Below are 22,189 nucleotides of genomic sequence, written 5' to 3'. Positions count from 1 at the left end.
CAACCTTACCTGAATGAGTCTTTTGTGGCGGGTAATTTCACCGTAAAACTACTACCCGATTGCACTTGACTGTGTACATTTATAGTGCCTTTATGTGCATGAACAATTCCTTGGGCAATGGCCAATCCAAGTCCTGAACCGCCAGTGCTACGAGAGCGATCAGTATCGACTCGATAAAAGCGATCAAAGATTCGCGTAATTTCTGTTTGGGGAATGCCAATTCCTGTATCTTGCACCTCAATTATGGCATAGCAGTCATGGCGGTTTAAATAAATAGTGACTTTTCCCCCCGGGGGTGTGTATTGAATGGCATTGACAATTAAATTAGAAAAGAGGCGATAAAGCTGTTCTTCATTACCAATAACATTTAGAGACGCAGGAACTTCCACAACAGAAGTTAATTTAACATCCGAGGCGATCGCTAATGCAGCAAATTCCTCTATTAAGTCATTGATAATATCATTCAAACAACAATCACGTTGCAACGGCACAGATTGACGGTCTAGACGAGTTAGTAGTAATAAATCTGTGACTAGATTCGTGAGTCGTTGATTCTGACGTTGTATAGTTTTAAGAGTCTCTCGCGCTTCCGCCTCATTGAATTGGGACATAAAAAGCGTTGATTCTACCGTTGCTTGTGTTGCAGCTAGGGGTGTGCGTAATTCGTGTGCGGCGTCGGCTGTAAATTGTTGCCCTTGTTGGTATGAAAGATAAATAGGCTGCATAGCTAACCCTGCTAACCACCAACTAGCAAAACCAACCAAACCCAATGCTATTGGTAATCCCAAGCCTAAAGTGAGTTTTATCGTCTCTAGATATGTACTAAAGTCTTCAAGACTGCGCCCTACTTGGATATAACCCCAATCGCGATGATCTTGGGTGTGAAGAACAAGGGAAATTTGTTGGTAAATAATACCTTGATTATCTGTAAAAGTTTGCCAAGTTTTTGTGTTAAATTCTGGGGATAATCCCTGGGGATGAACACCGGCTATGGCTATCAAGCTTTCAGAAGTATCAAAAAAGCGCACATAGTAATTGCTTTGGTTAATTGCGCTTACAATATGACGGTGAGGAGATGATTGTGCTGGAGTGCAGCTTGCACCTATTAGACAAATATTGGGTAAAAAGTGTTGTATGACAGGTTCTAATTTTCCAGGTTGCTTTAGCTTGAGTTCAATACTATCGTGCAGTGTTCCCGCCACAGATCGCAATTCACGGTTTAAAGTTACCCAATGGGTATGGGATACCACCCTATAAATACCGTATCCGCAGAAACTTAAAATCACCGCCATCACAAGTGCATACCACACAGTCAAACGTAGACGCGTTTGCTGAAACAGTTTATTGTGATTCATAAAATCAAAATTATCATCAATATAACCTCAAGATTTCCGACTTCTTCAAGAAGTCGGAAATCTGAGCCGAAGGATCTTTCTCAACTTAGTGAAAGTTAAAACGGTATCCCAGACCATGCAAAGTTTCAATCATGTTTTCGCACCCACAATTAGCTAACTTACGACGTAGCAAACGCATTTGTGCCGCTACCACATTACTAACAGGTTCTGCACCCACTTCCCAAAGTTGATGACGAATTTGTTCAGTTGTGATAATTTGATTTGGGTGCTTCATCAAATATTCTAATAACTGAAATTCTTTGTTAGTCAGGGTAATTTCTTGATGATGACCCGCAGCATTTTGACTAACAACTAGATTATTCCCGTAGTCAAGAATTAAATTACCTAAAGTTAATTTTTGGGGCTGAAATTGGGGATATCTCCTTTGTAAAGCGCGTAACCTTGCTAACAATTCCGCCATACCGAAAGGTTTGACCAAGTAATCATCAGCCCCTGCATCAAGTCCAGCGACTTTATCTTCCATTCTATCCTTAGCTGTGAGCATCAATACAGGTAAGGAATTATGACAGTAACGCAATCTTTTACATAATTCCAAACCAGAAATTTTGGGTAACATCCAATCAAAAATAGCTAATGTATATTCTGTCCATCTATTTTCTAAATATGCCCATGCTTCATCTCCGTCAATTACCCAATCAACCAAATACTTGTGTTGGGTAAGAGTCCGTTTAATAGCGGCACCTAAATCTGGTTCATCTTCAACTAATAACACCCTCATAACTCTTTTACTTTTACAGATTTTTGTATTTGTTTCGGAATGAGAAACTTACCAAACCGAGAGTATAATGCAGGTAATACTAGCAATGTTAACGCTGTAGAAGTAAACAATCCCCCTAGCACTACTACAGCTAAAGGTTGCAAGATTTCTTTACCTGCACCTGTACCAATTACTAAAGGAATCATTCCTAAAGCTGAAGTTAAAGCTGTCATTAAAATTGCGGTTAAGCGTTCCATTGAACCTTCAATAATGACTTGGTTTAAGAGCATTTCTTGTGCCAATTTATGATTGTAGTTTTCTACTAGCAATAAGCCGTTACGTGTTGCTACCCCAAATAAAGTTATAAATCCAATCAAGGAAGCGACAGAAATAATTCCGCCTCCCACAGCAATGGAAATGATACCGCCTACCAGTGCTAGAGGTAAGTTAACCATAATCATGAGCATGGCAGCAACAGATTTAACGACAAAGTACATTAAAACTGCAATGACGACAAGTGCTATTCCGCCAAATAACAATAGATTTTGGGTGGCGCGCTGTTCTGATTCAAATTGTCCGCCGTATTGGATAAAGTAGCCTGTGGGTAACTGTATTGACCCACTGATTTTATTTTGAATGTCATCCACCACAGAACCTAAATCTCGATGAGAAATATTTGCAGACACGACTATCAAACGTGAGACATTCTCCCGATTAATTGTATTAGGGCCAGTTCCATACTCCAGACTAGCGACTTGAGCCAGGGGGATTTTTTGACCTGTGGGTGTATCTACTAGTAAATTGCGAATAATGTCTAAATTACGGCGTGATTCTGGTTGCAACCACACTACCAGGTCAAATAATTGTTGTCCTTCTAGGACTTGAGAAACGACTCGTCCATTGAGGGCCGTTTCTAGAATATGACTGAGATTACCCACAGTTAAGCCATAACGGGCGGCTGCTTCTCTGATAAATTTAATTTGTACCTGTCTAATGGGGACTTGGGGTTCGAGTTGTAAGTCTACGAGTCCGGGAATGTTAGCCATAACATTCTGGACTTCTGACCCCAGACGACGCAATTCTGGTAAATCAGGGCCAAATATTTTTACTGCCATCGCACTTCTTACCCCTGATAATACCTCATCCATTCGATGGGAGATAAAACCGCCAATACTAGGTGCAACTCCTGGAATTTTGGCAAATTCTTGACGTAGCTTTTCAATACTGCTGTCACGATTGTGTAACCCTTCGTCGCTCAGTTCCACATCTAAATGACCCAAGTTAGCCCCGCCAGCATCTGCATCACCGGGGGCGCGTCCAGACCTTAACTGCACTGTTTTAAATCTGGGGTCGTCTTTAAGTGCATCTTGCAAAGCAAATCCCACTTGATTTGTTGCTTCCAGTGAACTTCCAGGATAAAGCACCATTGCATTCACTAAAGAGGATTCCTGAAACTCTGGTAAAAATACCCTTCCTAAACTAAATACAATCACTAAGGCAGCGATTAAGGAAGCTGTAGCCACAACTAAAATAATTGTCGGAAAACGAGTAGTAAAACTGAGGATAGGTGCATATAGGCGCTGTGTTAAAGCACTCACCCAAGTATCATTTGTGGGTAGTTCTTGATTTGCTAATAAAATTGCACAAAGTGCCGGGGATAAGGTCATTGCTACGAAAGTTGAGGCACAAATTGAAATTAAATAGGCAATTCCCATTGGTGCAAATATCCGACCTTCGACACCTGTGAGGGTGAAAATGGGTGCAAAGACAACAGCGATAATGACTGTAGAAAAAATTACACTGGTGCGCACTGCCACGGAGGTGTCATAAACAACTTTGAAGGGATGCACCGGATTACTTGCTGCTTGGTTTTGGCGTAAACCTCGATAACAGTTTTCCATGTCCACAATGGAGTCATCCACTACTGACCCAATGGCCACGGCTAAACCTCCCAGTGTCATGGTATTGATACCTTGACCAAAGTAGCTGAGAATGATCATGCCAATGAGCACGGATAAAGGAATGGCGGTTAAGGTAATAATGGCGGTGCGCCAGTTCATCAAAAACATGAACAGGATCATGGAAACGATAATTGTGCCATCCCGCAGAGAACTGGTAACGTTAGCGATGGCGGATGTAATAAAGTTTTCTTGGCGGAAGGTTTCTTTAACTGTGACACCCGCTGGTAGGCTAGCTTTCAGTTCTATCATTGCCTGTTGGATGGCTTTGGTCACTGTGGGGGTGTCATTCTGTGGTTGCTTATTGACCATGACCACAACTGCTGGCTGACCGTCTAAGCTAGCATCCCCACGTTTTAAACCTGCACCAATACGAACATCAGCGACATCTTCCAGTAATACGGGTATATTATTACGAGAGGTGACCACTGATTTTCTCAGTTGATCAATGGATTCAATACGCCCCAAACCGCGAATAATGACTTCTTGGTCTGGACTAATTAACAAACCACCCGCAGCATTAACGTTAGCTTCTTGAGTGGCGGTTGTGACTTGATCTAAGGTGACATTAAAAGCTTGCAATTTGCCAGGGTCAACTAATACCTGATACTGAAGAATATCACCACCATAGGCAATCACTTGAGAAACACCGGGTACAGCTAATAGGCGATTGGTAACATCCCTATCTACCAAACGCCGCACTTCCATGAGTGGGATACTTTCGGAGGTGAAGGCGTACTGTAAAACTGTGGCAATGGGAGAAGTAATTGGGGAAATTTGCGGATTTTCTATACCTTCTGGCAGTTTTGGTTGTGCTTGTTGTAAGCGTTCTGTCACAAGTTGCCTGGCTTGATAAAAATCAGTATCCCAGTTGAAGATGACTTTGACAACGGAAATCCCTAGGGCAGAGGAGGAACGCACTGTTTCTACTCCTGGTGTACCATTCATGGCACTTTCTATAGGCAAGGTAATGAGGGATTCTACTTCTTCTGGTGCTAGTCCTGGAGCTTCTGTTTGAATTTCTACTTGAGGGGGAGCAAAATCTGGGAGGACATCTAGTGGCATCTGGGTGAGGTTATATACACCCAAGCAAGTGATCATGACTGCTCCGAGTACAACTATCCAGCGTTGGGTAATTGACCATTTGAGGATGGTGTTCAGCATATTTGTTGAAGATTGGGAAACCCATAAGGGCTTAGAGGTTTATTTTGTGTTGTTGTCATATATTTCTTGGTCGATCTGGGAGTTGATGAGTGGTAGTACATGGAACTGGCGACGGTGAGACCAGAATGCACCTATGATGAAAGCTAAACAGGCGATCGCACTCCCTCCTGTAATAGCTATGAGCCAGAGTGATAAGCTTGGTGTTGTCGGTTTTGAGTTAACTGGGGGGTGTTGATGCTCCTGTGTTTTAGGTTCAGTTCCACCCCGCAAAGATTGAGCATAAAGTTGTGGCCCACGCTGAGTTACTATTAAATCTCCCTCAAATAAGCCAGTTTTGACTTCTACCATGTCCCCAAAAGTTTGACCTAGAGTCACTTCTAAGGGTTGATAGGCGTTACTGTTTTGTAAATAGACCTGCGGTTTACTGTTGACTTCTACTACGGCTGCACTGGGTATTGCTAAGATATTTGGGGATTTTTGGTCCGTAAGAATTTCTAGTTGGGCAAACATCCCTGGTTTGAGTAATCCCTCTGAGTTAATAATTTCTGCTTTCACCGGTACAACTCGCGTTTCACCCACTAGAGAGCTAATTATGGTGATGCGTCCCGTAAATGTGCGCTCAGGTAGAGATGGAACTTTGACTAAAATTTTTTGTCCGGTTTTGACTTGCTCTAAGTCTTTTTCATATATATTAGCTGTGGCAAATACCTGACCGTCGTTGACAATTGTCATCAGCTTGTCACCTGCATCTGAGAATGATTGACCAAGGGAGACTTCCCAGTGAGCAACTGTACCAGAAATCGGGGCTGTGATTGTGATTAATCCTTGGTCATTACCACGGATTCCTAATTGTTGTAGCCGAGTTTTATAAATACTCTTACTAAGAGTAATTCGTGATTGAGCTAATTCTACTGCGGCTTGGGCATGTTGGAGTTGATTTTGGGCAGCAATTACATCACGGCTGCTGTTAGCTGTGGCTAGTTGTGCTTTGGCCTGAGCCAGTTGGGTTTGGGACTCTAGGACATTACGCTGTGGTAGAGCACCCGCATCGGCTAATTTTTGGTCTTTGTCGTACTTTTCTTGAGCAAATGCTACTTGAGTTTGAGCTTGAGCAATTTCCGCAACCGCAACTTTTTGCAAGCGATGGTAATTTTGTTGAGCTAATTTTAAATCTGCTTGGGCTTGTTGTAGTTCGGCGCGACTTTGTGCTAATTTTTCTTCAGATTCGACGCGCAGGGATACTAACTCAGGGCTAGATACCACTGCTAGGGGTTGACCTCGTTTTACTAATTTTCCAGGTTTTACCAATAGTTCTACTAGTTTTGCCTCAGCAATGGGAGTAGTTACTTGGGCTTGTTGACTGGGTAGAGTTTCTATTTGTCCATTTGCTTTGATACTTGTAGTTAATGATTGGCGTTTGACTAGCTCAACTTTAATTCCCAGCCGTTGAGAAGTTTGTGCATCAACTTTAATTGGGGTCAGAGAAGGTGTGGAGTCACTACCACTATGGAATTTGTCACCGTGTCCAGCATGAGCAAATACTATGATGGGATTAGTTAATAACGTGGAACTCAGCACGGCTACTAGTACCGAAAAAGCTAGAGAATTAGGCATTGCAATCAAAAGTCCTTACTGGTTATACCAAGCTTGTCGCCATTGTTTCATTTGCTTAATTTCGGCTTCTTGAGCTTTGATAATTTCTTGTGCCAGTTTCTTCATTTCTGAGCGTTGAGATTTCTCTAAAGCATCTTTTGCCATAACTACAGCACCTTCATGGTGAGGAATCATTGCATTGATAAAGCGCAGGTCAAATTTGCTATCAGCTGCACCCAAGTCTACGGACATCATCATGGATTGCTTTTGTTCTGGTGTCATTTCCATCATGTGACCCATTTTGCTGTGGTAAGCCATTGGTTCATCTTTGGCGTTGGGATACCAAGCTGTTCGCCACTGCTGCATTTGACCAATTTCTTGGTTTTGATCTGTAATGATTGCGTCTGCTAACTGCTTGAGTTCGGGACGTTGTGATTTTTGTTGTACCTCCTTGGCCATCTCCACTGCACCTTGGTGGTGCAGAATCATACCATCAATGAAACGTAAATTATAGTTGGTATCGGTTGGCCCTAAATCCATGTCGTGATTTACATCAGTGTGGTTGACTTGCTGGCGATTGTCTCCGGCACTGCAATTTGTGCAATCGCTTATTTCACCAGTATTATTGGAGTTTTCGGTTGTACCGGGAGAACAAGCCGTCAAAACTCCACTAATTAATGATGTAAACAAAACAAAGCTCAACGCCAACAAATTATTTCTCAAAGATAAAATTTCCATAGTCATTGGTCATTAGTAACAGTTTAGGCGTGTTTACTTTTCGCAACATACTTAGGTCTATTTCTGCTGACCTACTTACTCAGCATTGCAGATAAACATGAAACCAGGATGAAATGCTTCTATTAGTTTGGCTACAATAGAAAATAAAACATCCCCTCAAGGCGATTGGGCATTTATTCCCGAATCCCAGAGTATGATCTATGAAAAGACTTCTCAAGCAACCTGCTCTTTGTTTAATTTTACTAATGACCGGCTGCATCTCTGGCAGAGATGTGAGGAATGCTGAACAACCAATAGTCCGAAGTGTATTAGCGAAATCAAACACCAATAGCGAGATAAATTACATAACTCGTGTTGTTCAAGAGGTAGGCCCGGCAGTAGTGCGAATTGACTCTAAGCGCACTGTATCAATATCCCCAGACCCAGTTCTAGAAAGATTTTTTCAAGGAGAATTGCCCACCAGAGAAGAAGTGCAACAGGGTCTTGGCTCAGGATTTATTACTACTGCCGATGGACTAATTTTTACTAATGCTCATGTGGTAGCAGATGCGGATAGTGTTACAGTTCTATTAAAAGATGGTCGCCGTTTTCAAGGTGATGTAGTGGGTGTTGACACTGTTACTGATGTCGCTGTTGTTAAAATTGAAGCTAGTCAATTACCGACCGTTCAGTTGGGTAACTCAGATAATTTAATAGCGGGACAAGCAGCGATCGCTATTGGTAATCCTTTAGGACTAGATAATACTGTGACGCAAGGTATTATTAGTGCTACACAGCGTTCTGTTGCCGGACTAGGTGTACCAACCGAGCGAGTTGACTTTATTCAAACGGATGCAGCGATTAATCCAGGTAACTCTGGAGGACCTTTACTCAACGCCCAAGGAGAGGTGGTTGGAATGAACACCGCTATCATCCAGGGAGCGCAAGGGCTAGGTTTTGCCATTCCCATCAACACTGCCGAAAGAATTGCCGAACAATTAATAGAAAAAGGACGGGTAGATCACCCTTACATCGGCATTCAAATGGCCCAGTTGAACCCTGAGTTAAGTGAGAAAATTAATCAAAGTGATACTGATATTAAAGTTACTCAGGATAGAGGTGTGATTGTCCTGGGAGTCGTCCGTAACTCTCCTGCTTACCGTAGTGGAATTCGTCCTGGTGACATTATTGAAAGTATTAATAATGTTGCTATTAAAGACATCAAGGAAGTTCAGCAACAAGTAGAAAATACTAATATTGGCGATACGATGGAAATTATTATCAATCGCGATGGCACCAGACAAAAAGTAAGAGTTAAACCAGAAGCTTTACCGACAAAATAGCAACAATCAAAAGACATAAGTCATGTCTCTATCATTTGCTAGAGGCAAAATAAATCACATTTTTTTATACTTACATTGATATTTAGGATTTGCTGAAAAATTGATTTTTGAGTACAGGAAACAGCGTTTTGAGGACATCCCTCATAGCTTTTTCACTCTTCCTTGAGAGCCTAAGCACATCAGGTTTTAAACTTGATTCAGCAAGACCTATTTACAAACCATTGGAAACAAAAAAGAAGACTTTCTTAATTACTAATTACGAATTATTATGCAAGGTTTTCGTCTTGGTTCTATTTTTGGATTTGAAATCCGAGTAGACTTGTCTTGGTTATTAATTTTCTTCCTTGTCCTCTGGACTTTAAGCGCGGGTATATTTCCCACGAGCTACCCAGGATATAGCAGTGCTACTTATTTTGCCATGGGTATAGTAGCAACACTACTATTTTTTGCATCACTGCTGGCACATGAGCTTTCTCACTCTTTTGTAGCCAGGGCTAAAGGAATTCCTGTGGAAGACATCACTTTATTTATTTTTGGTGGAGTTTCACGCACTCGAATGGATGCGGAAACTCCTGGGGATGAGTTCCAAATAGCTGGGGTGGGTCCTCTTGTGAGTTTGCTGTTGTCTGGTCTGTTTGGCTTGATTTGGTATGTGGGCGTAAACTTTGGCTGGAGTGTGGTATTTACAGGTATTTTTGCTTACCTGGCTGCGATTAATTTGGCTTTGGCTATCTTTAATATGTTACCTGGCTTTCCATTAGATGGTGGTCGTGTTTTTCGTTCTCTGATTTGGAAGTATACTGGAAATTTGAAAAAAGCGACAAAAATCGCTTCTACAGGCGGAAAATGGCTAAGTTATTTGTTAATTGCCTTCGGTGTTTTAGATATGTTTGCTGGGGCGATTTTGGGCGGACTGTGGCTAATTCTCATCGGTTGGTTTTTGTATAATGCTGCCGAAACTAGCTATGAGGATCTTTTACTTCGCACGAGTTTACAAGGGATACGGGCGCGAGAAATTATGACTCCTTATCCAGAAACCGTCAGTCCTGACATTAAACTCCAAGAGTTAGTAGATAATTATTTTCTCAATCGTCGCTATCAGTCTTTTCCTGTGGCAGAAGATGGTCATCCTGTGGGTATTATTACTTTAAATCAGGTCAAGGATATTCCCAGAGAAGAATGGAAATATCGCACTGTCAAGGATACGATGGTTACCACAGAAAACGGTGTTACTGCGCGTCCAGAAGAGCAGATGTCTAAGGTCTTGCAAAAAATGCAAGATTCAGGAGTCCGTCGTGTACTAGTAATTCAAAACGGTTTACTTAAGGGAATCATTACTGCTAATGATTTAGCTAATTGGTTGCAGCGACAACGAGATTTAGGTCAGGTTACTTAAAAAGTCACTGAAATTGAAAATCAAAATGCAAATAATTTTACATAAATTTACCTTACTTAAAGAGGCTATTTGGCGAAAATTTTCCATTTTTAGGTGAATATTCCGAGCAATCTTTTGCTTCTTCAGTAAGGACAATAGAAGGTTGTACGGCGCATTTTAGGTAATGATTATTTGAATAAAATCGACAGTTTTTACAGGGGACTTTATGCCCACCATTGACGGTAAAAACCATCTTATTGTCTAAAAAAGTGCGAATTTTTTGCAGGATTATGAAAAAAATTATCCAACTAAATAGCAAGGCTACGGGGGATAAAGTTAAAGCTATGTCTGGGATATCCAAACCGTCTTTTTGCATTTGCTCTTGTTTGATTTCACTAGGATTTACCTGAGAAAAATTTCTATCTTCAGCTACTGTTTTTAGCCAAATATTTTCAAAAGACATATTATTTTACCTCAGCTATATACAAGTTGATTTTTGATAGAAAGTTAATTACTAATTTAAGAATCCTCATAAGATTTGATGGCTGTTAATAGTGCTTTTCTATTGGTTAATTACTGATTATTTATGGTACTTTGCCAAGAATTACATTAGCTAATAAGGATAAATTTTCAGAATTATAACTTATTCTTCAATTTACTTATATTTTTGTCGTTTGAGTTGAAATAACAAATCTTAAATCCTTTGACATTACTATGTTATCTTGTAACTTCTGTTTAGCATATTTTCATGAAAATTGTCATACCTTAAGGTAGGAAAAATAAAAGCTATATTAACTTACCATCAATCAAATATAGATATTGTTTATCTTTTAATTATATAATTATCACAATTAAGTATATCTTATATCTGCCGATAGTTTTGTTCAAGGATTTTAATTGTATGTCTAAAGAAATATATTAAAATTATGCTTAAATAATTAGCATTTTATGTTAGAATTTACCAGATAATAAGCTTAATTTTTTTTGAAAGTAAAAACTTATTTTTTACATTTTATTTGTTTATTACAAAATAACAATAGAACATAGAATGGAGTAATAATATTTTTTCAGCAACCACGTCTATTTTGAAGATTTTGAGGAAATATCAATGTTGAATTTTCTGATTACTTGGTTAGTGACTACAATTAGCTTTTTAATTATTTCTAAACTACCTTTAGGAATTGAAATTGATAGTTTTTATAAGGCAGCTATTTCTGCGGCTGTTTTCGGAATTTTGAATGCAACTCTACTACCAATTATGACTTTATTGACATTACCTTTTATTATTCTCACTTTTGGATTATTTTTCTTGGTGTTGAATGCAATTATTTTTGCCTTGGCTGCTGCTTTAGTTCCTGGTTTTAGCCTGAGATGGGGCTTTTGGAGTGCATTGATTGGTTCTTTGGCTTTAGCAGTTGTTAATTCTATTCTCTTAGCTATTGTCAGAACAGGGGTTTAAAAAATAAAATTTTAGTTAAATAACAGGAAAAATTTATTTTTCATCAGTAGAAACATTAATGATGGTGTGAATAATTATGTCCAGATTTATCCCCACAAAAATTGCATTTTTGCTCACAGTATTGCTGGTGCTAATTCTGCTCATATCTTGTCAACCAATACCCGTAGCTGACTCACAATCTCCCCAAAAAACTCCCACAGCGACAACGTTTCCTCTTGTGGCTTCTCCTGATGGGGAACTTAGTACTAGCCCTGCAAAGCTACCACTTTTACCCTATGATTATGCAGCACTGGGAAAAGCTATTGATGCAGAAACGATGAAAATACATCATGACGGACATCATTTTAGCTATGTGAATAACCTGAATAATGCACTCAAACAAGAGCCATATTTGCAAAAAAGAACCGTTGAAGCTTTGCTGCAAAATTTAAACGATGTTCCGGAAAAGATTCGCACAAAGGTACGCAATAACGGTGGTGGACATCTTAACCACACAATATTTTGGCAAATTATGAGTCCTGAAGGTGGTGGCGAACCAACAGGCGAAATTGCCACCGAGATTAACCAAACTTTTGGCAGTTTTGAAGAGTTTAAAGAACAGTTTAACAAAGCGGCAAGCGATCGCTTTGGTAGTGGCTGGGTGTGGCTGGTGCGTAACCCCGCAGGTCAATTACAAATCGTCACCACAGCGAATCAAGATAACCCGATTATGGATGGTGCATATCCGATTATGGGTAACGATGTGTGGGAACATGCATATTACCTGAGATATCGCAATCGCCGGGGTGAGTATTTAAATAATTGGTGGAAGGTCGTGAATTGGCCAGAAATTAACAAGCGATTGCTAGTTTCCTTACAAAAAGGGACCTAGAGTTAAGGTTTGTCAGAGAATGTCGCATTGGATATCTAAATTCATTTTGGCTATAGTAGCTTTGATATCACTGGTTTTAATCGCTTCTCCCACGGCTATCATACCCCCAGCTAATCCAGAGGAACCAGTCACGGTTTATGTGCTTGATTTAGGCCTACATTCGAGATTGGTTTTGCCTGATAATCAAGGATTAATCCAGTATGCTTACGGTGATTGGCGTTATTTTGCCTTCAATCAGCAAGACTCAGCCACTGGTATTGCAGCGCTGCTTATTCCGACTCAGGGAACTCTCGGTAGGAGAAAATATGAGAATTTTGCTCAGTTGCAGCAGGCTATGAATACTGATGTTACCATCCTGAATTTTGCGGTGGCCACAGCCAAAGCAACACAGCTAAAAAAATCCTTGGATAAACGCTTCAACCAAAATATTGAGACAAAGATATTCAATCCAGTTAATCAAATGAATTTTGTTCAAGACGAACTCAACTATACTTTGTACCATAACAGTAATCACGAGTTGGTTGTGTGGTTAAAGAATTTAGATTGTCGGGTTAATGGCTTTGTTTTGGTTGCTAATTTTCAAGTGCAACTCCCCCAGTGAAAAATTCTATGTCGAGGTATGAAGGTATTTGTGAACAAAGATAAAGGTGGCAATTAGGTGGTGCTGTTGATTAGAATTAAGATACCTGTTGTTGGATTGTTCAAAACTAGGGAAAGAAAATGATGAATGTGGGATTTTTTCACAGAATTCCAATTATGCCCTTGGTACTACTCTGGTTAGCTTATGCTTTGTTGGGGTGGTATCTTGCGGCTCATCACATTATTTGGTTAACGGGAGCTTTTGTTGCTGCTGTGGCTTTAGCCATTGTGAGAAAAACTGTTGCTTGGTTGGAACAGTTAGTTGCATTCGGATCTAGAATCTTAGTGGTGGTGTTATTTTTAATTCTCTCAGTTGCCTTGGTGGAAACTTGGTCGCTGTTCTTTAGTCTTTTTTTGATACCCATAGCCACTACATTTTTGGCTGACCTAGAAATGCGTTTTGCTGGCTTTAACAAAACTGATTCTTTTTGGATTTTAACCATCTTAGCCCTATCCGGTTTGGTAGTGGGTGAGATGATCGATATTTTACTGTTGCCTAGTAGCAAGTTTTAGCAATAATGTTGATCAATATATAGGTGCTGTGTTGAAACTTCAGCTGGAATGCAAAGCTAAAACTTCCCTTGTGAAAGCATAACTCGTGATATGTGGTATCAATGTAGCAACCAATTGATTACCCCTGGTTACAGCGCCAAAGCTGACAAAGAGATAACCGCTACCATGCTTCCATTCCAGTAGAAAATAAATCTTATCTTTAGATTTGTCTATAATTCATACACCAGTGGTGAGTGATGTGAACTAGGCAAAGGTTCCGTATTTGAGATTCAGTTACTTCTGACATGATACAATCTTCATGCCATTACAGGGTGGAGAATGAGGGAGGATTGCTTAACAGTGGACAGTAACCTTCTAGTGAAGTAGTCTTACACTCACTCCCTGCCCATTTAAAGTCTCCCCATGAAATAATGGCGACTTGCTGCTATTGTAGCAAAGTATCGGTAAAGCCGTCCCAGAAAGACGGGGTTTTAGACCCAAATTTTCGATAAATATTCATAGGATACTACATTAATCAGCCAGCTTTAAGTTCACATATGCAAAGCAGATCCAGACAAGAGTTACAAGAGCTAGTGCGCCAGCAGCTGCAAGTCCTACTGGAACAAAAGAACTTTCAGGGTGCGAAAGCTTTGTTAGTTCCCGTTCAGATTGCAGATATTGCGGAGTCAATTGAAGGTTTGCCAGAAGCTACCCAGGCGATCGCATTTCGGTTACTTTCCAAGGAAGAGGCTATAGAGGTGTTTGAATACCTAGATCCTAGCGTACAACAAACACTACTCGAAGATTTTAAACGTCAGGATGTACAGGAAATTGTCGATAATATGTCTCCTGATGACCGTGCGCGTCTGTTTGACGAACTCCCTGCTAAGGTGGTCAGGCGACTATTGCAACAACTGAGTCCGGCTGAACGGGATACAACTGCTTTGCTGCTAGGTTATGCCCCTAATACTGCTGGGCGAATTATGACTCCTGAGTATCTCTCACTCAAGGAAAATATGACCATTACTCAAGCACTAGAGCAGATTCGTTCTTTGGCTAACTTGAGAGAAACAATTTATTATATTTATGTTACTGATGATGCTCGCCACTTAACTGGGATTCTCTCACTGCGAGACCTTATTTTGGCTCAACCAGAGCAAACTCTTGGCAGCATTATGACCCGTGATGTAGTATTTGTACATACAGGTACTGACCAAGAAGAAGTTGCCAGGACAATTCAGCACTACGACTTTGTAGCCATTCCCGTAGTAGATGCGGAACGGCGTTTGGTCGGTATTGTCACAGTGGATGATGTGCTTGATATCTTAGAGCAAGAAACCACAGAAGACATCTATACATTGGGCGCTGTAGAATCTGGTGGTGATAATTATTTTCAAACTAACTTATTTACTGTTGCCCGTAGACGTGTAGTCTGGTTACTTATTTTGTTAATAACCAACAGTGCCACAGCTGCGGTGATTACCAACCAAGAGTATATTTTAGAAAAAGTAGTTGCTTTAACTGCCTTTATACCTTTATTGATTGGTACCGGAGGGAACGTGGGAGCACAGTCTTCCACTGTCGTGATTAGAGGTTTGAATACCGAAGATGTTCGCCCTCACGAAGCTTTAGAAATAATCAAACGAGAAGGAATTGCCGGCATATTGCTAGGAGCCATGTTAGGTGCTGTAGTGATACTGTGGGCATTCTTCTTACAAGGAAATTTCTTAGTCGCAGTGGCGGTGGGATTAAGTCTGGTTTCTATCTGCGTTTTAGCTTCAGTTTCTGGTTCCGCCTTGCCATTTGTATTCCGCGCCATGGGGTTAGATCCGGCTTTGATGTCGGCGCCTTTTATTACTACTGCTGTTGATGTCTTGGGAGTTTTAATTTATCTTAATTTAGCTCGATGGATTTTAGGATTGTAAGAGAAGTGGTTTCTTTGATGGGGTTACGGGGCTATTCCGAACCACTCCAGAGATTCATCCGGGGGGTAGTTTAGACCCTACAAAATCATTTACATTACTTTATGTGGCAAACCCTAATTCTTGCCATTAGGACGTTGAATAATGGTTTCCACTACCCGGCGTTTAGCTTTGGAGTCAATGCCTACTAAGCGGACATACTCACCGTTATATTCAGCTAAACAGGATTCTAAAGTTGACATTGCATCTGACTCAGTATCAATGCGAATTGTACCGCAACTTTGCCAAGAACCTGTGCGGAAGCGACGTTCATCTACGTGTTCAAAATTGATTTTATGACCTTGAGCTAAAATTTGTCGGATTTGTTCTTGAGTCTCTAGGCTTAAATGAGCGTTTGTTCCTCCCTGTTTCTGGAAACCATTACCGTTATTTGGTTGGTTGGAACCATTGCTGGGTGTCACAGTCGTAGGTGGTGCGGGTTGATAATTTTGACTACGTCGATTGAGGCGATTGTATTCGTCCACTAATTGGGAAGTTTGCAACCTTTGTTGTTCAGCCACCATCAACTTACCAGATGCAATCAGGTGAGACAAGCTGAAATCAGGCTTTTTAAATTCTGGTGGCTTCTCTGTACTGTTGACCACACGCAACGATACAGCCTCGAAACCGACTTGATAAATAAAATCACGTACTTGTTCATCATAAATGCGCGATCGCAAAGCACTATAAAAGTCGATAGATTGATGAGGAAAAGTATCAACTAGTTGTTCTAGTTCTCGTTGCGAAAGTCCATCTTGTGCAAAAATACCGCCAACAATCCCCACTTTATCGTCTCTATTGGGTTCCCAATAAAATTTCTCCATCCGTCCATCGCGAACTAATGGCGCGTAGAGAGTGGAAAAATCATTACCTGTGACAATAATCGGTACCCGACGTAATGGTGTAGAGTCGTAGCTCCCCGGTAATTGCACATCTGTAGGATTATCAGCAATATTCATCAATGTGGCATTGACTAACTGCGTATTTACTGTGTATTGCGTACCTTCATCAAAGCGTCCAGCACCAGCATCTAAATCATTAATCATCAGCACACACATTTGACCGCGCACTTTGATTAATTCTGCGGTTTCCCGATAGCGCAAACGAATCAACCGCGCCGGGTCTCCTGCATCTGGACTTTCCAATTCTCCCCCAGATATGTGAGTCACTTCAATACCCATTTTCTCGAAGACTAACTGACATTGAAACGTCTTTCCTTCGCCTTTGCGTCCATGAATACCCAAAATCAAGGGAACTCGCACACCAGCAAGATCCAGGAAGTTTTTGGTGATGTGAACTGCAAGTTTGTCCAGAAAACGGGGAGCAATGTAGTAACTCATAATCTTATTAATTGAAGATATTAAAATAATGCTAGGTTTTTTTGGTACATCTTGTTAATTTATCTTCTGGTAGAGGTACAGTAACCCCACGCCACGAGCATTAGAATTGGTTACTCCATGAAAGTATTAAGTTTTTATATTCAATTTATATCTCAACATGTAGAGATAAATTAAAGTCAACTAGGTTCAGTTGTAGGCTAATAAGGTTTTATTTTTTACCTATATTTTAATAGCCAGAGCTTCCACATCATAGTCAATACCCATGCAGGTCGCAGTAGCATCCTTGCAACTTTCGTCATGCTAGACAGTTTTGGGTTCGGGAGGATTATATGAAAAAGAGCTATTTTTAAACTTCTATTAATTATTTTATAGAAATTCCTTAACTTTTACACTGGACTATATATCAGTGATTATAGTGATTCTCCAAAATTTATGAACAACCGTAGAGTAGGCGTTTCGCTTGCACAAACAAGCCCCTTCCGGGTGGGGCGTGGGGAATTAATTACACTATTAGATTACGCATATTTTCATGCTTTCAGAAAAAATTGGCGTGAATCCAGTGCCCCCAAAGGGTAGGAGCGCTAGTCGTGTATAATCCTAACCGAGCCACCGTACTTTTTTTGGGTGCATCAAATGAACTTATTTCCACGTTTGAAGACACTCTAGGGGTATCCCATAAAAAGCTGATTGATACGTTACCTGCTCATCAACGCTGCACCTATATCTTTCTAGGTAACGCCCAAACATTGGATCGCATTTTATTTAGCTCCAATCTGTGCCAGCTCTCAAAGTTTAACGTGATTCAGTCAACAGTGAATTTACTGAAAATTTTGAGATGTCCAGGAATCAACACCCTGTTTTTGCCAGTTTTAATTTTTATAAACGTACTATGTCTAATAAAATTCAACTGAATCTGCTTGGAACCTACGCGACTAACATCTTTGACTCTAGCGCTGCTGAGATTGTTGTCCACGATCCAGCCACTAAAAGGTTGTTTGTAGTTAACGCCAGCGCTCCGGCGGTGGAAGTGCTAGATATTAACAACCTCACAAATCCAACCAAACTGTTTAATATTGATCCATCAGCCTATGGTGCGAAAGCCAACAGTGTAGCAGTATCTAACGGCATCGTGGCGGTAGCCATCGCTAATACTGTAAACACAGAACCCGGCAGCGTAGTCTTCTTTAACACTAATGGTCAATTCCTCAAAGCTGTGACCGTGGGTGCTTTACCAGATATGCTGCTATTTACCCCCGATGGCACAAAGGTACTGGTAGCTAACGAAGGAGAACCCAACGATGATTACAACATCGATCCAGAGGGTTCTGTCAGTATTATTGATATTTCCGGCGGCATTGACAACCTCACCCAAGCCAACATAACAACCGTTGAGTTCACCACCTTTAATGATCAGAAAGAAGCTTTAATTTCCGCCGGAGTTCGCATTTTTGGACCCAATGCTAGCGTAGCCCAAGATTTAGAGCCAGAATACATCGTAGTTTCTAAGGATTCTCACACCGCCTACGTAGCCCTCCAAGAGAATAACGCCATTGCAGTAGTAGATATCGCCTCTGGTAGCGTCACAAAGATTTTACCCCTCGGTTATAAGCCCCACGGTAGTGCGAATAATTCTCTGGATGTAAGCGATCGCGATGGCAAAATCAACATCACTAACTATCCCAATCTTTTTGGCATGTACCAGCCAGATGAGATTGAACTCTACGAAGCGAACGGACAGACTTACATTGTCACCGCCAACGAAGGAGATGCCCGGGACTATGACGGATTCAGTGAAGAGTCTAGGGTAAAGAACTTGGTACTCGACCGCGATACCTTCCCCAATGCCCGTGAACTTCAAGCAGATGAAAATCTGGGTCGCCTCACAGTCACCACCACTAAGGGTATTAGCGATAAAGTCTTCTTTAAGTCCCAACTCAGTGGCACTCAGGAAACAATTCCTGTTACTACTCGAGCTAGTGGCAGTGCCGTTCTGAAACTCAACGACAACCCCACTGCCCTCAGCTACGAACTAACGGTGGCAGGGCTGGACTTTGGCCCCATTTTGGGGTTGAATCCCCAAACACCTGATACCGCCGATAATGTTACTATGCTGCATTTGCATGAAGCAGCAGCCGGTGCAAATGGTCCAGTGGTATTGGGAATTTTAAGCCCCAACCAAGACCCGGATATGAGCTTTACCATCAATGAGGATGGTTCCACTACCATCAAGGGCATCTGGCAGGAAAGTGACCCAGCTAATAAGTCTCTGAGCCAATTTGTCCCTGCCTTACGGGATGTCAACATTGGTGATGATGTGAATTTGTACTTTAATGTGCACACAGTCAGGAATCCGGGCGGGGAAATTCGAGGACAGCTGACCTCCACCGAAGCCTACAGGGAGCTATATGCTTTTGGCGGACGTTCCTTCAGCATTTGGGATACTGAGGGCAATCTCATATATGACAGTGGTGCTGAGTTTGAGGAAATCATCAGCAGGCGATTACCCGGCAACTTTAACTCCAATCACAGTAGCAACAACTTTGATAATCGCAGCGACGACAAAGGACCAGAACCAGAAGGAGTGGCTATTGGTGAACTCAACGGGCGCACCTATGCCTTTGTTGGTCTTGAGCGCGTCGGCGGGGTGATGATCTACGACATTACTAATCCTGCTGAAGCCTTTTTTGTAGACTACTTTAACAATCGCAACTTTAATGTTCCTTCTAATTCAGCACAAGCTGGAGATTTGGGTGCCGAGGGTGTAATTTTCATCCCCGACGCAGATAGCCCTAATGGAAACCCTCTAGTGGCAGTGGCTAATGAAGTCAGTGGTACTACCTCTCTGTTTGAAGTTGCTCCTGCGCCCTTCACTCTGCAATTGTTCCATTTTGCCGACCAGGAAGCAGCTATTCCTGCTTTTGAAGACGCGCCTCGCTTCTCGGCGGTGCTGAATGCCCTGAAAGCACAGGATATTGACAACGATGGTGTGTCTGGCTTCCCCAATACCCTGATTCTTTCCTCCGGCGATGCCTACATTCCGGGTCTGTTCCTGAACGCCTCTAAATCAGCCTATGGTAGTGTAGGCCGGGGGGACATTTTGATTCAGAATGCCTTGGGTGTACAGGCCATTGCCTTTGGTAATCACGAGTTTGACCTCGGTACAGCAGTGGTCAAAGACTTGATTGCCGGCGATGACGCGGCTAACTTCCCTGGAACTGCTTTTCCTTACCTGAGTTCTAACCTGGACTTTAGCACTGATAGTAATTTGGCTAGCCTGGTAGTTTCTAATGGCCAAGCTCCTCAACCTAACAGCATTGCCGCCAGTGTGGTGATTGATGTCCATGGCGAAAAAATCGGGATAGTTGGAGCTACTACACCAACTCTGCGTGTAATCTCTAGTCCAGGGAATGTCACTGTTAACCCGCAGCCCTTTGATGGTCGTCCTACTTCTACTCAGCTCGATGCTTTGGCAGCTGAGATTCAAACTGATGTCGATGCCCTGTTAACAGCTAACCCCGATATCAACAAAGTGGTCTTACTTGCTCATATGCAGCAGTTAGCTATTGAGCAAGAATTGGCAACTCGACTGCGCGATGTGGACATTATTGTAGCAGGCGGCTCTAATACTCGTCTGTTCGATGCAAACGACCGCCTCCGGGCTGGAGATGGGAACCAAGGTACTTATCCCATCTTCAAAACCGATGCTGATGGCAATCCCGTCGCTGTAGTAAATACCGATGGTAACTACAAATACGTCGGTCGTCTAGTCATCGATTTTGATGCCAATGGCGTGGTTACTCCCGACAGCTATAACCCAGACATCAGTGGTGCTTATGCTACCGATGCTCAGGGAGTGGCAGAGTTAGAAGCTAGCAATCTAGTTGATCCGCAAATTCAAGCAATTGTCGATACCCTGCGTAATGTTGTGGTGCAGCAGGAAAGCAACGTCTTCGGCATTAGTACAGTGCATCTCAATGGCGATCGCACCAGTGTGCGCCGACAAGAAACGAACTTGGGTAACCTCACAGCCGATGCCAATCTGTCCATCGCCAAGGAAGTAGACTCGGAAGTGTTGATTTCCCTGAAGAATGGAGGTGGCATTCGCAACAGCATTGGCCGGGTAGTTGTGCCCACAGGCAGCACTGGAGAAGTTCAGACTTTGCCCAACGAAGCCGTATTGGATGTTGAAGGTAACGTTGTCAAGCCCGCAGGAGGCATTTCTCAAAACGACATTGCCAATGCCCTCAGTTTCAATAATGGCTTAACCTTGCTGACCGTAACTGCTACAGAATTATTAGCTTTGGCAGAACACGCAGTAGCCTTCAGCAGACCAGATGATTCTGCAACTCCGGGAAGTTTCCCTCAGATTGCCGGATTCTCCTTCAGCTTCGACCTCACCCGTGAACCAGGTAACCGCGTTATTTCTCTAGCTATTGAAGACGAAACCGGCAAAGACCTAGATGTAGTGGTTCAAGCAGGCCAAATTGTTGGTGACCCCAACCGCACCTTCCGGATGGTTACCCTCAACTTCTTGGCTGGTGGTGGTGATGGATATCCGTTCCCCCAAGGCGAAAGCGCCAACCGAGTAGATTTAGCTCAATCAGCCAATGCTTCTCGCAGTGGCAATGCCACCTTTGCCCCCAATGGCACTGAGCAAGATGCCTTAGCAGAGTACCTATTCCAAAACTTCCTGAATACACCCTTCAGTCAAGCAGATACAGCTCGTGAGTTCGATCAACGACTACAAAACCTAGCCTTCCGAGAGGATACAGTCATCGACCAAACGGTTGTTAGCGGTACTCCCGGTACTGATGAACTAATGTTAACCAAGGCTGAATCTGGATTTACCGTGTTCACAGGGGATGGTGATGACGATGTGGAAGCAAGTCAAACCTCTCAGGTTGAGATATACGCAGGCAAGGGCGACGATACAATTTTTGTCGCTAGCGAAACTTATGCCAGTGCTAGTGCCGGTGATGACACCATATACTTAGGAGCACAAAGTCCTGTCCATACCAGTGTTGTAGATGGCGGTAAGGGTAATGATAGTCTCATAGTCATTGAAGCTGCCGAGTCTAACATCCTTCTAGGCGGTGCTGACCATGACAACCTCCAGGTTGCCGAAGGCCGTGGGCAAATGCTGTTTGGTGGTTCCGGTCGTGATC

At 42.1% G+C, this 22,189-nt stretch carries 15 protein-coding genes; 8 read left to right on the top strand and 7 right to left on the bottom strand.

Going from position 1 to position 22,189, the window contains the following annotated elements; genetic code table 11:
* Positions 1 to 5: 5 nt before the first annotated feature.
* The 5 genes from rppB to NWP25_RS16395 form a co-directional block, all read right to left on the bottom strand.
* Positions 6 to 1,355: a two-component system sensor histidine kinase RppB gene (gene rppB / locus NWP25_RS16415; protein ID WP_280649507.1), complete on the bottom strand. Its 1,350-nt coding sequence runs from the start codon at positions 1,353 to 1,355 to the stop codon at positions 6 to 8.
* A gap of 85 nt (positions 1,356 to 1,440) precedes the next feature.
* On the bottom strand, positions 1,441 to 2,133 hold the full coding sequence (gene rppA / locus NWP25_RS16410; protein ID WP_280649506.1) for a two-component system response regulator RppA: 693 nt from the start codon (positions 2,131 to 2,133) through the stop codon (positions 1,441 to 1,443).
* Complete coding sequence (locus tag NWP25_RS16405; protein WP_280699800.1) at positions 2,130 to 5,234, bottom strand: efflux RND transporter permease subunit; 3,105 nt, start codon at positions 5,232 to 5,234, stop codon at positions 2,130 to 2,132. Before NWP25_RS16405 ends, rppA begins: the two co-directional genes overlap by 4 nt.
* Before the next feature lie 39 nt (positions 5,235 to 5,273).
* Positions 5,274 to 6,848: an efflux RND transporter periplasmic adaptor subunit gene (locus tag NWP25_RS16400; protein WP_280649504.1), complete on the bottom strand. Its 1,575-nt coding sequence runs from the start codon at positions 6,846 to 6,848 to the stop codon at positions 5,274 to 5,276.
* Between the two features lie 15 nt (positions 6,849 to 6,863).
* A complete protein-coding gene (locus tag NWP25_RS16395) occupies positions 6,864 to 7,565 on the bottom strand; it encodes a DUF305 domain-containing protein (protein ID WP_280649515.1) in 702 nt (233 codons plus the stop codon).
* A gap of 200 nt (positions 7,566 to 7,765) precedes the next feature.
* Between NWP25_RS16395 and NWP25_RS16390 the strand changes: the two genes are divergently transcribed.
* Positions 7,766 to 8,887: an HhoA/HhoB/HtrA family serine endopeptidase gene (locus NWP25_RS16390; RefSeq protein WP_280649503.1), complete on the top strand. Its 1,122-nt coding sequence runs from the start codon at positions 7,766 to 7,768 to the stop codon at positions 8,885 to 8,887.
* 268 nt (positions 8,888 to 9,155) lie between these two features.
* Positions 9,156 to 10,283 carry a site-2 protease family protein gene (locus tag NWP25_RS16385; protein WP_280649502.1) on the top strand — a complete coding sequence of 376 codons (1,128 nt, stop codon included), beginning with the start codon at positions 9,156 to 9,158 and terminating at the stop codon, positions 10,281 to 10,283.
* Between the two features lie 52 nt (positions 10,284 to 10,335).
* Here the strand turns inward: NWP25_RS16385 and NWP25_RS16380 are convergent, their stop codons facing one another.
* The gene (locus NWP25_RS16380) at positions 10,336 to 10,725 is read right to left on the bottom strand and encodes a hypothetical protein (RefSeq protein WP_280649501.1); all 390 of its coding nucleotides are present in this window, start codon (positions 10,723 to 10,725) and stop codon (positions 10,336 to 10,338) included.
* A gap of 645 nt (positions 10,726 to 11,370) precedes the next feature.
* Here NWP25_RS16380 and NWP25_RS16375 point away from each other — a divergent pair.
* The 5 genes from NWP25_RS16375 (at position 11,371) to mgtE (ending at position 15,648) form a co-directional block, all read left to right on the top strand.
* Complete coding sequence (locus NWP25_RS16375; RefSeq protein ID WP_280699796.1) at positions 11,371 to 11,721, top strand: phage holin family protein; 351 nt, start codon at positions 11,371 to 11,373, stop codon at positions 11,719 to 11,721.
* A 76-nt stretch (positions 11,722 to 11,797) separates the two neighbouring features.
* On the top strand, positions 11,798 to 12,592 hold the full coding sequence (locus tag NWP25_RS16370; protein WP_280649499.1) for a superoxide dismutase: 795 nt from the start codon (positions 11,798 to 11,800) through the stop codon (positions 12,590 to 12,592).
* 19 nt (positions 12,593 to 12,611) lie between these two features.
* A complete protein-coding gene (locus NWP25_RS16365; RefSeq protein ID WP_280649498.1) occupies positions 12,612 to 13,193 on the top strand; it encodes a DUF2459 domain-containing protein in 582 nt (193 codons plus the stop codon).
* A gap of 122 nt (positions 13,194 to 13,315) precedes the next feature.
* On the top strand, positions 13,316 to 13,744 hold the full coding sequence (locus NWP25_RS16360) for a hypothetical protein (RefSeq protein ID WP_280656233.1): 429 nt from the start codon (positions 13,316 to 13,318) through the stop codon (positions 13,742 to 13,744).
* Positions 13,745 to 14,280: 536 nt separating this feature from the next.
* Positions 14,281 to 15,648 carry a magnesium transporter gene (gene mgtE / locus NWP25_RS16355; RefSeq protein ID WP_280649497.1) on the top strand — a complete coding sequence of 456 codons (1,368 nt, stop codon included), beginning with the start codon at positions 14,281 to 14,283 and terminating at the stop codon, positions 15,646 to 15,648.
* Between the two features lie 113 nt (positions 15,649 to 15,761).
* Here mgtE and NWP25_RS16350 read toward each other — a convergent pair whose 3' ends face one another.
* Positions 15,762 to 17,024 carry a ribulose bisphosphate carboxylase small subunit gene (locus NWP25_RS16350; protein ID WP_280699794.1) on the bottom strand — a complete coding sequence of 421 codons (1,263 nt, stop codon included), beginning with the start codon at positions 17,022 to 17,024 and terminating at the stop codon, positions 15,762 to 15,764.
* A gap of 889 nt (positions 17,025 to 17,913) precedes the next feature.
* On the opposite strand from NWP25_RS16350, the gene NWP25_RS16345 reads away from it, so the two are divergent.
* Positions 17,914 to 22,189, top strand: a 4,276-nt coding sequence (locus NWP25_RS16345) for a choice-of-anchor I family protein (RefSeq protein WP_280699792.1), incomplete at its 3' end; no start/stop codon positions are given.

Origin of the sequence: Umezakia ovalisporum Ak1311 (assembly GCF_029891685.1) — a bacterium.
Taxonomy (GTDB): Bacteria; Cyanobacteriota; Cyanobacteriia; order Cyanobacteriales; family Nostocaceae; genus Umezakia; species Umezakia ovalisporum.
Note: the sequence above shows the minus strand (reverse complement) of the source record. Positions and strands in the feature narration are given on the sequence as shown.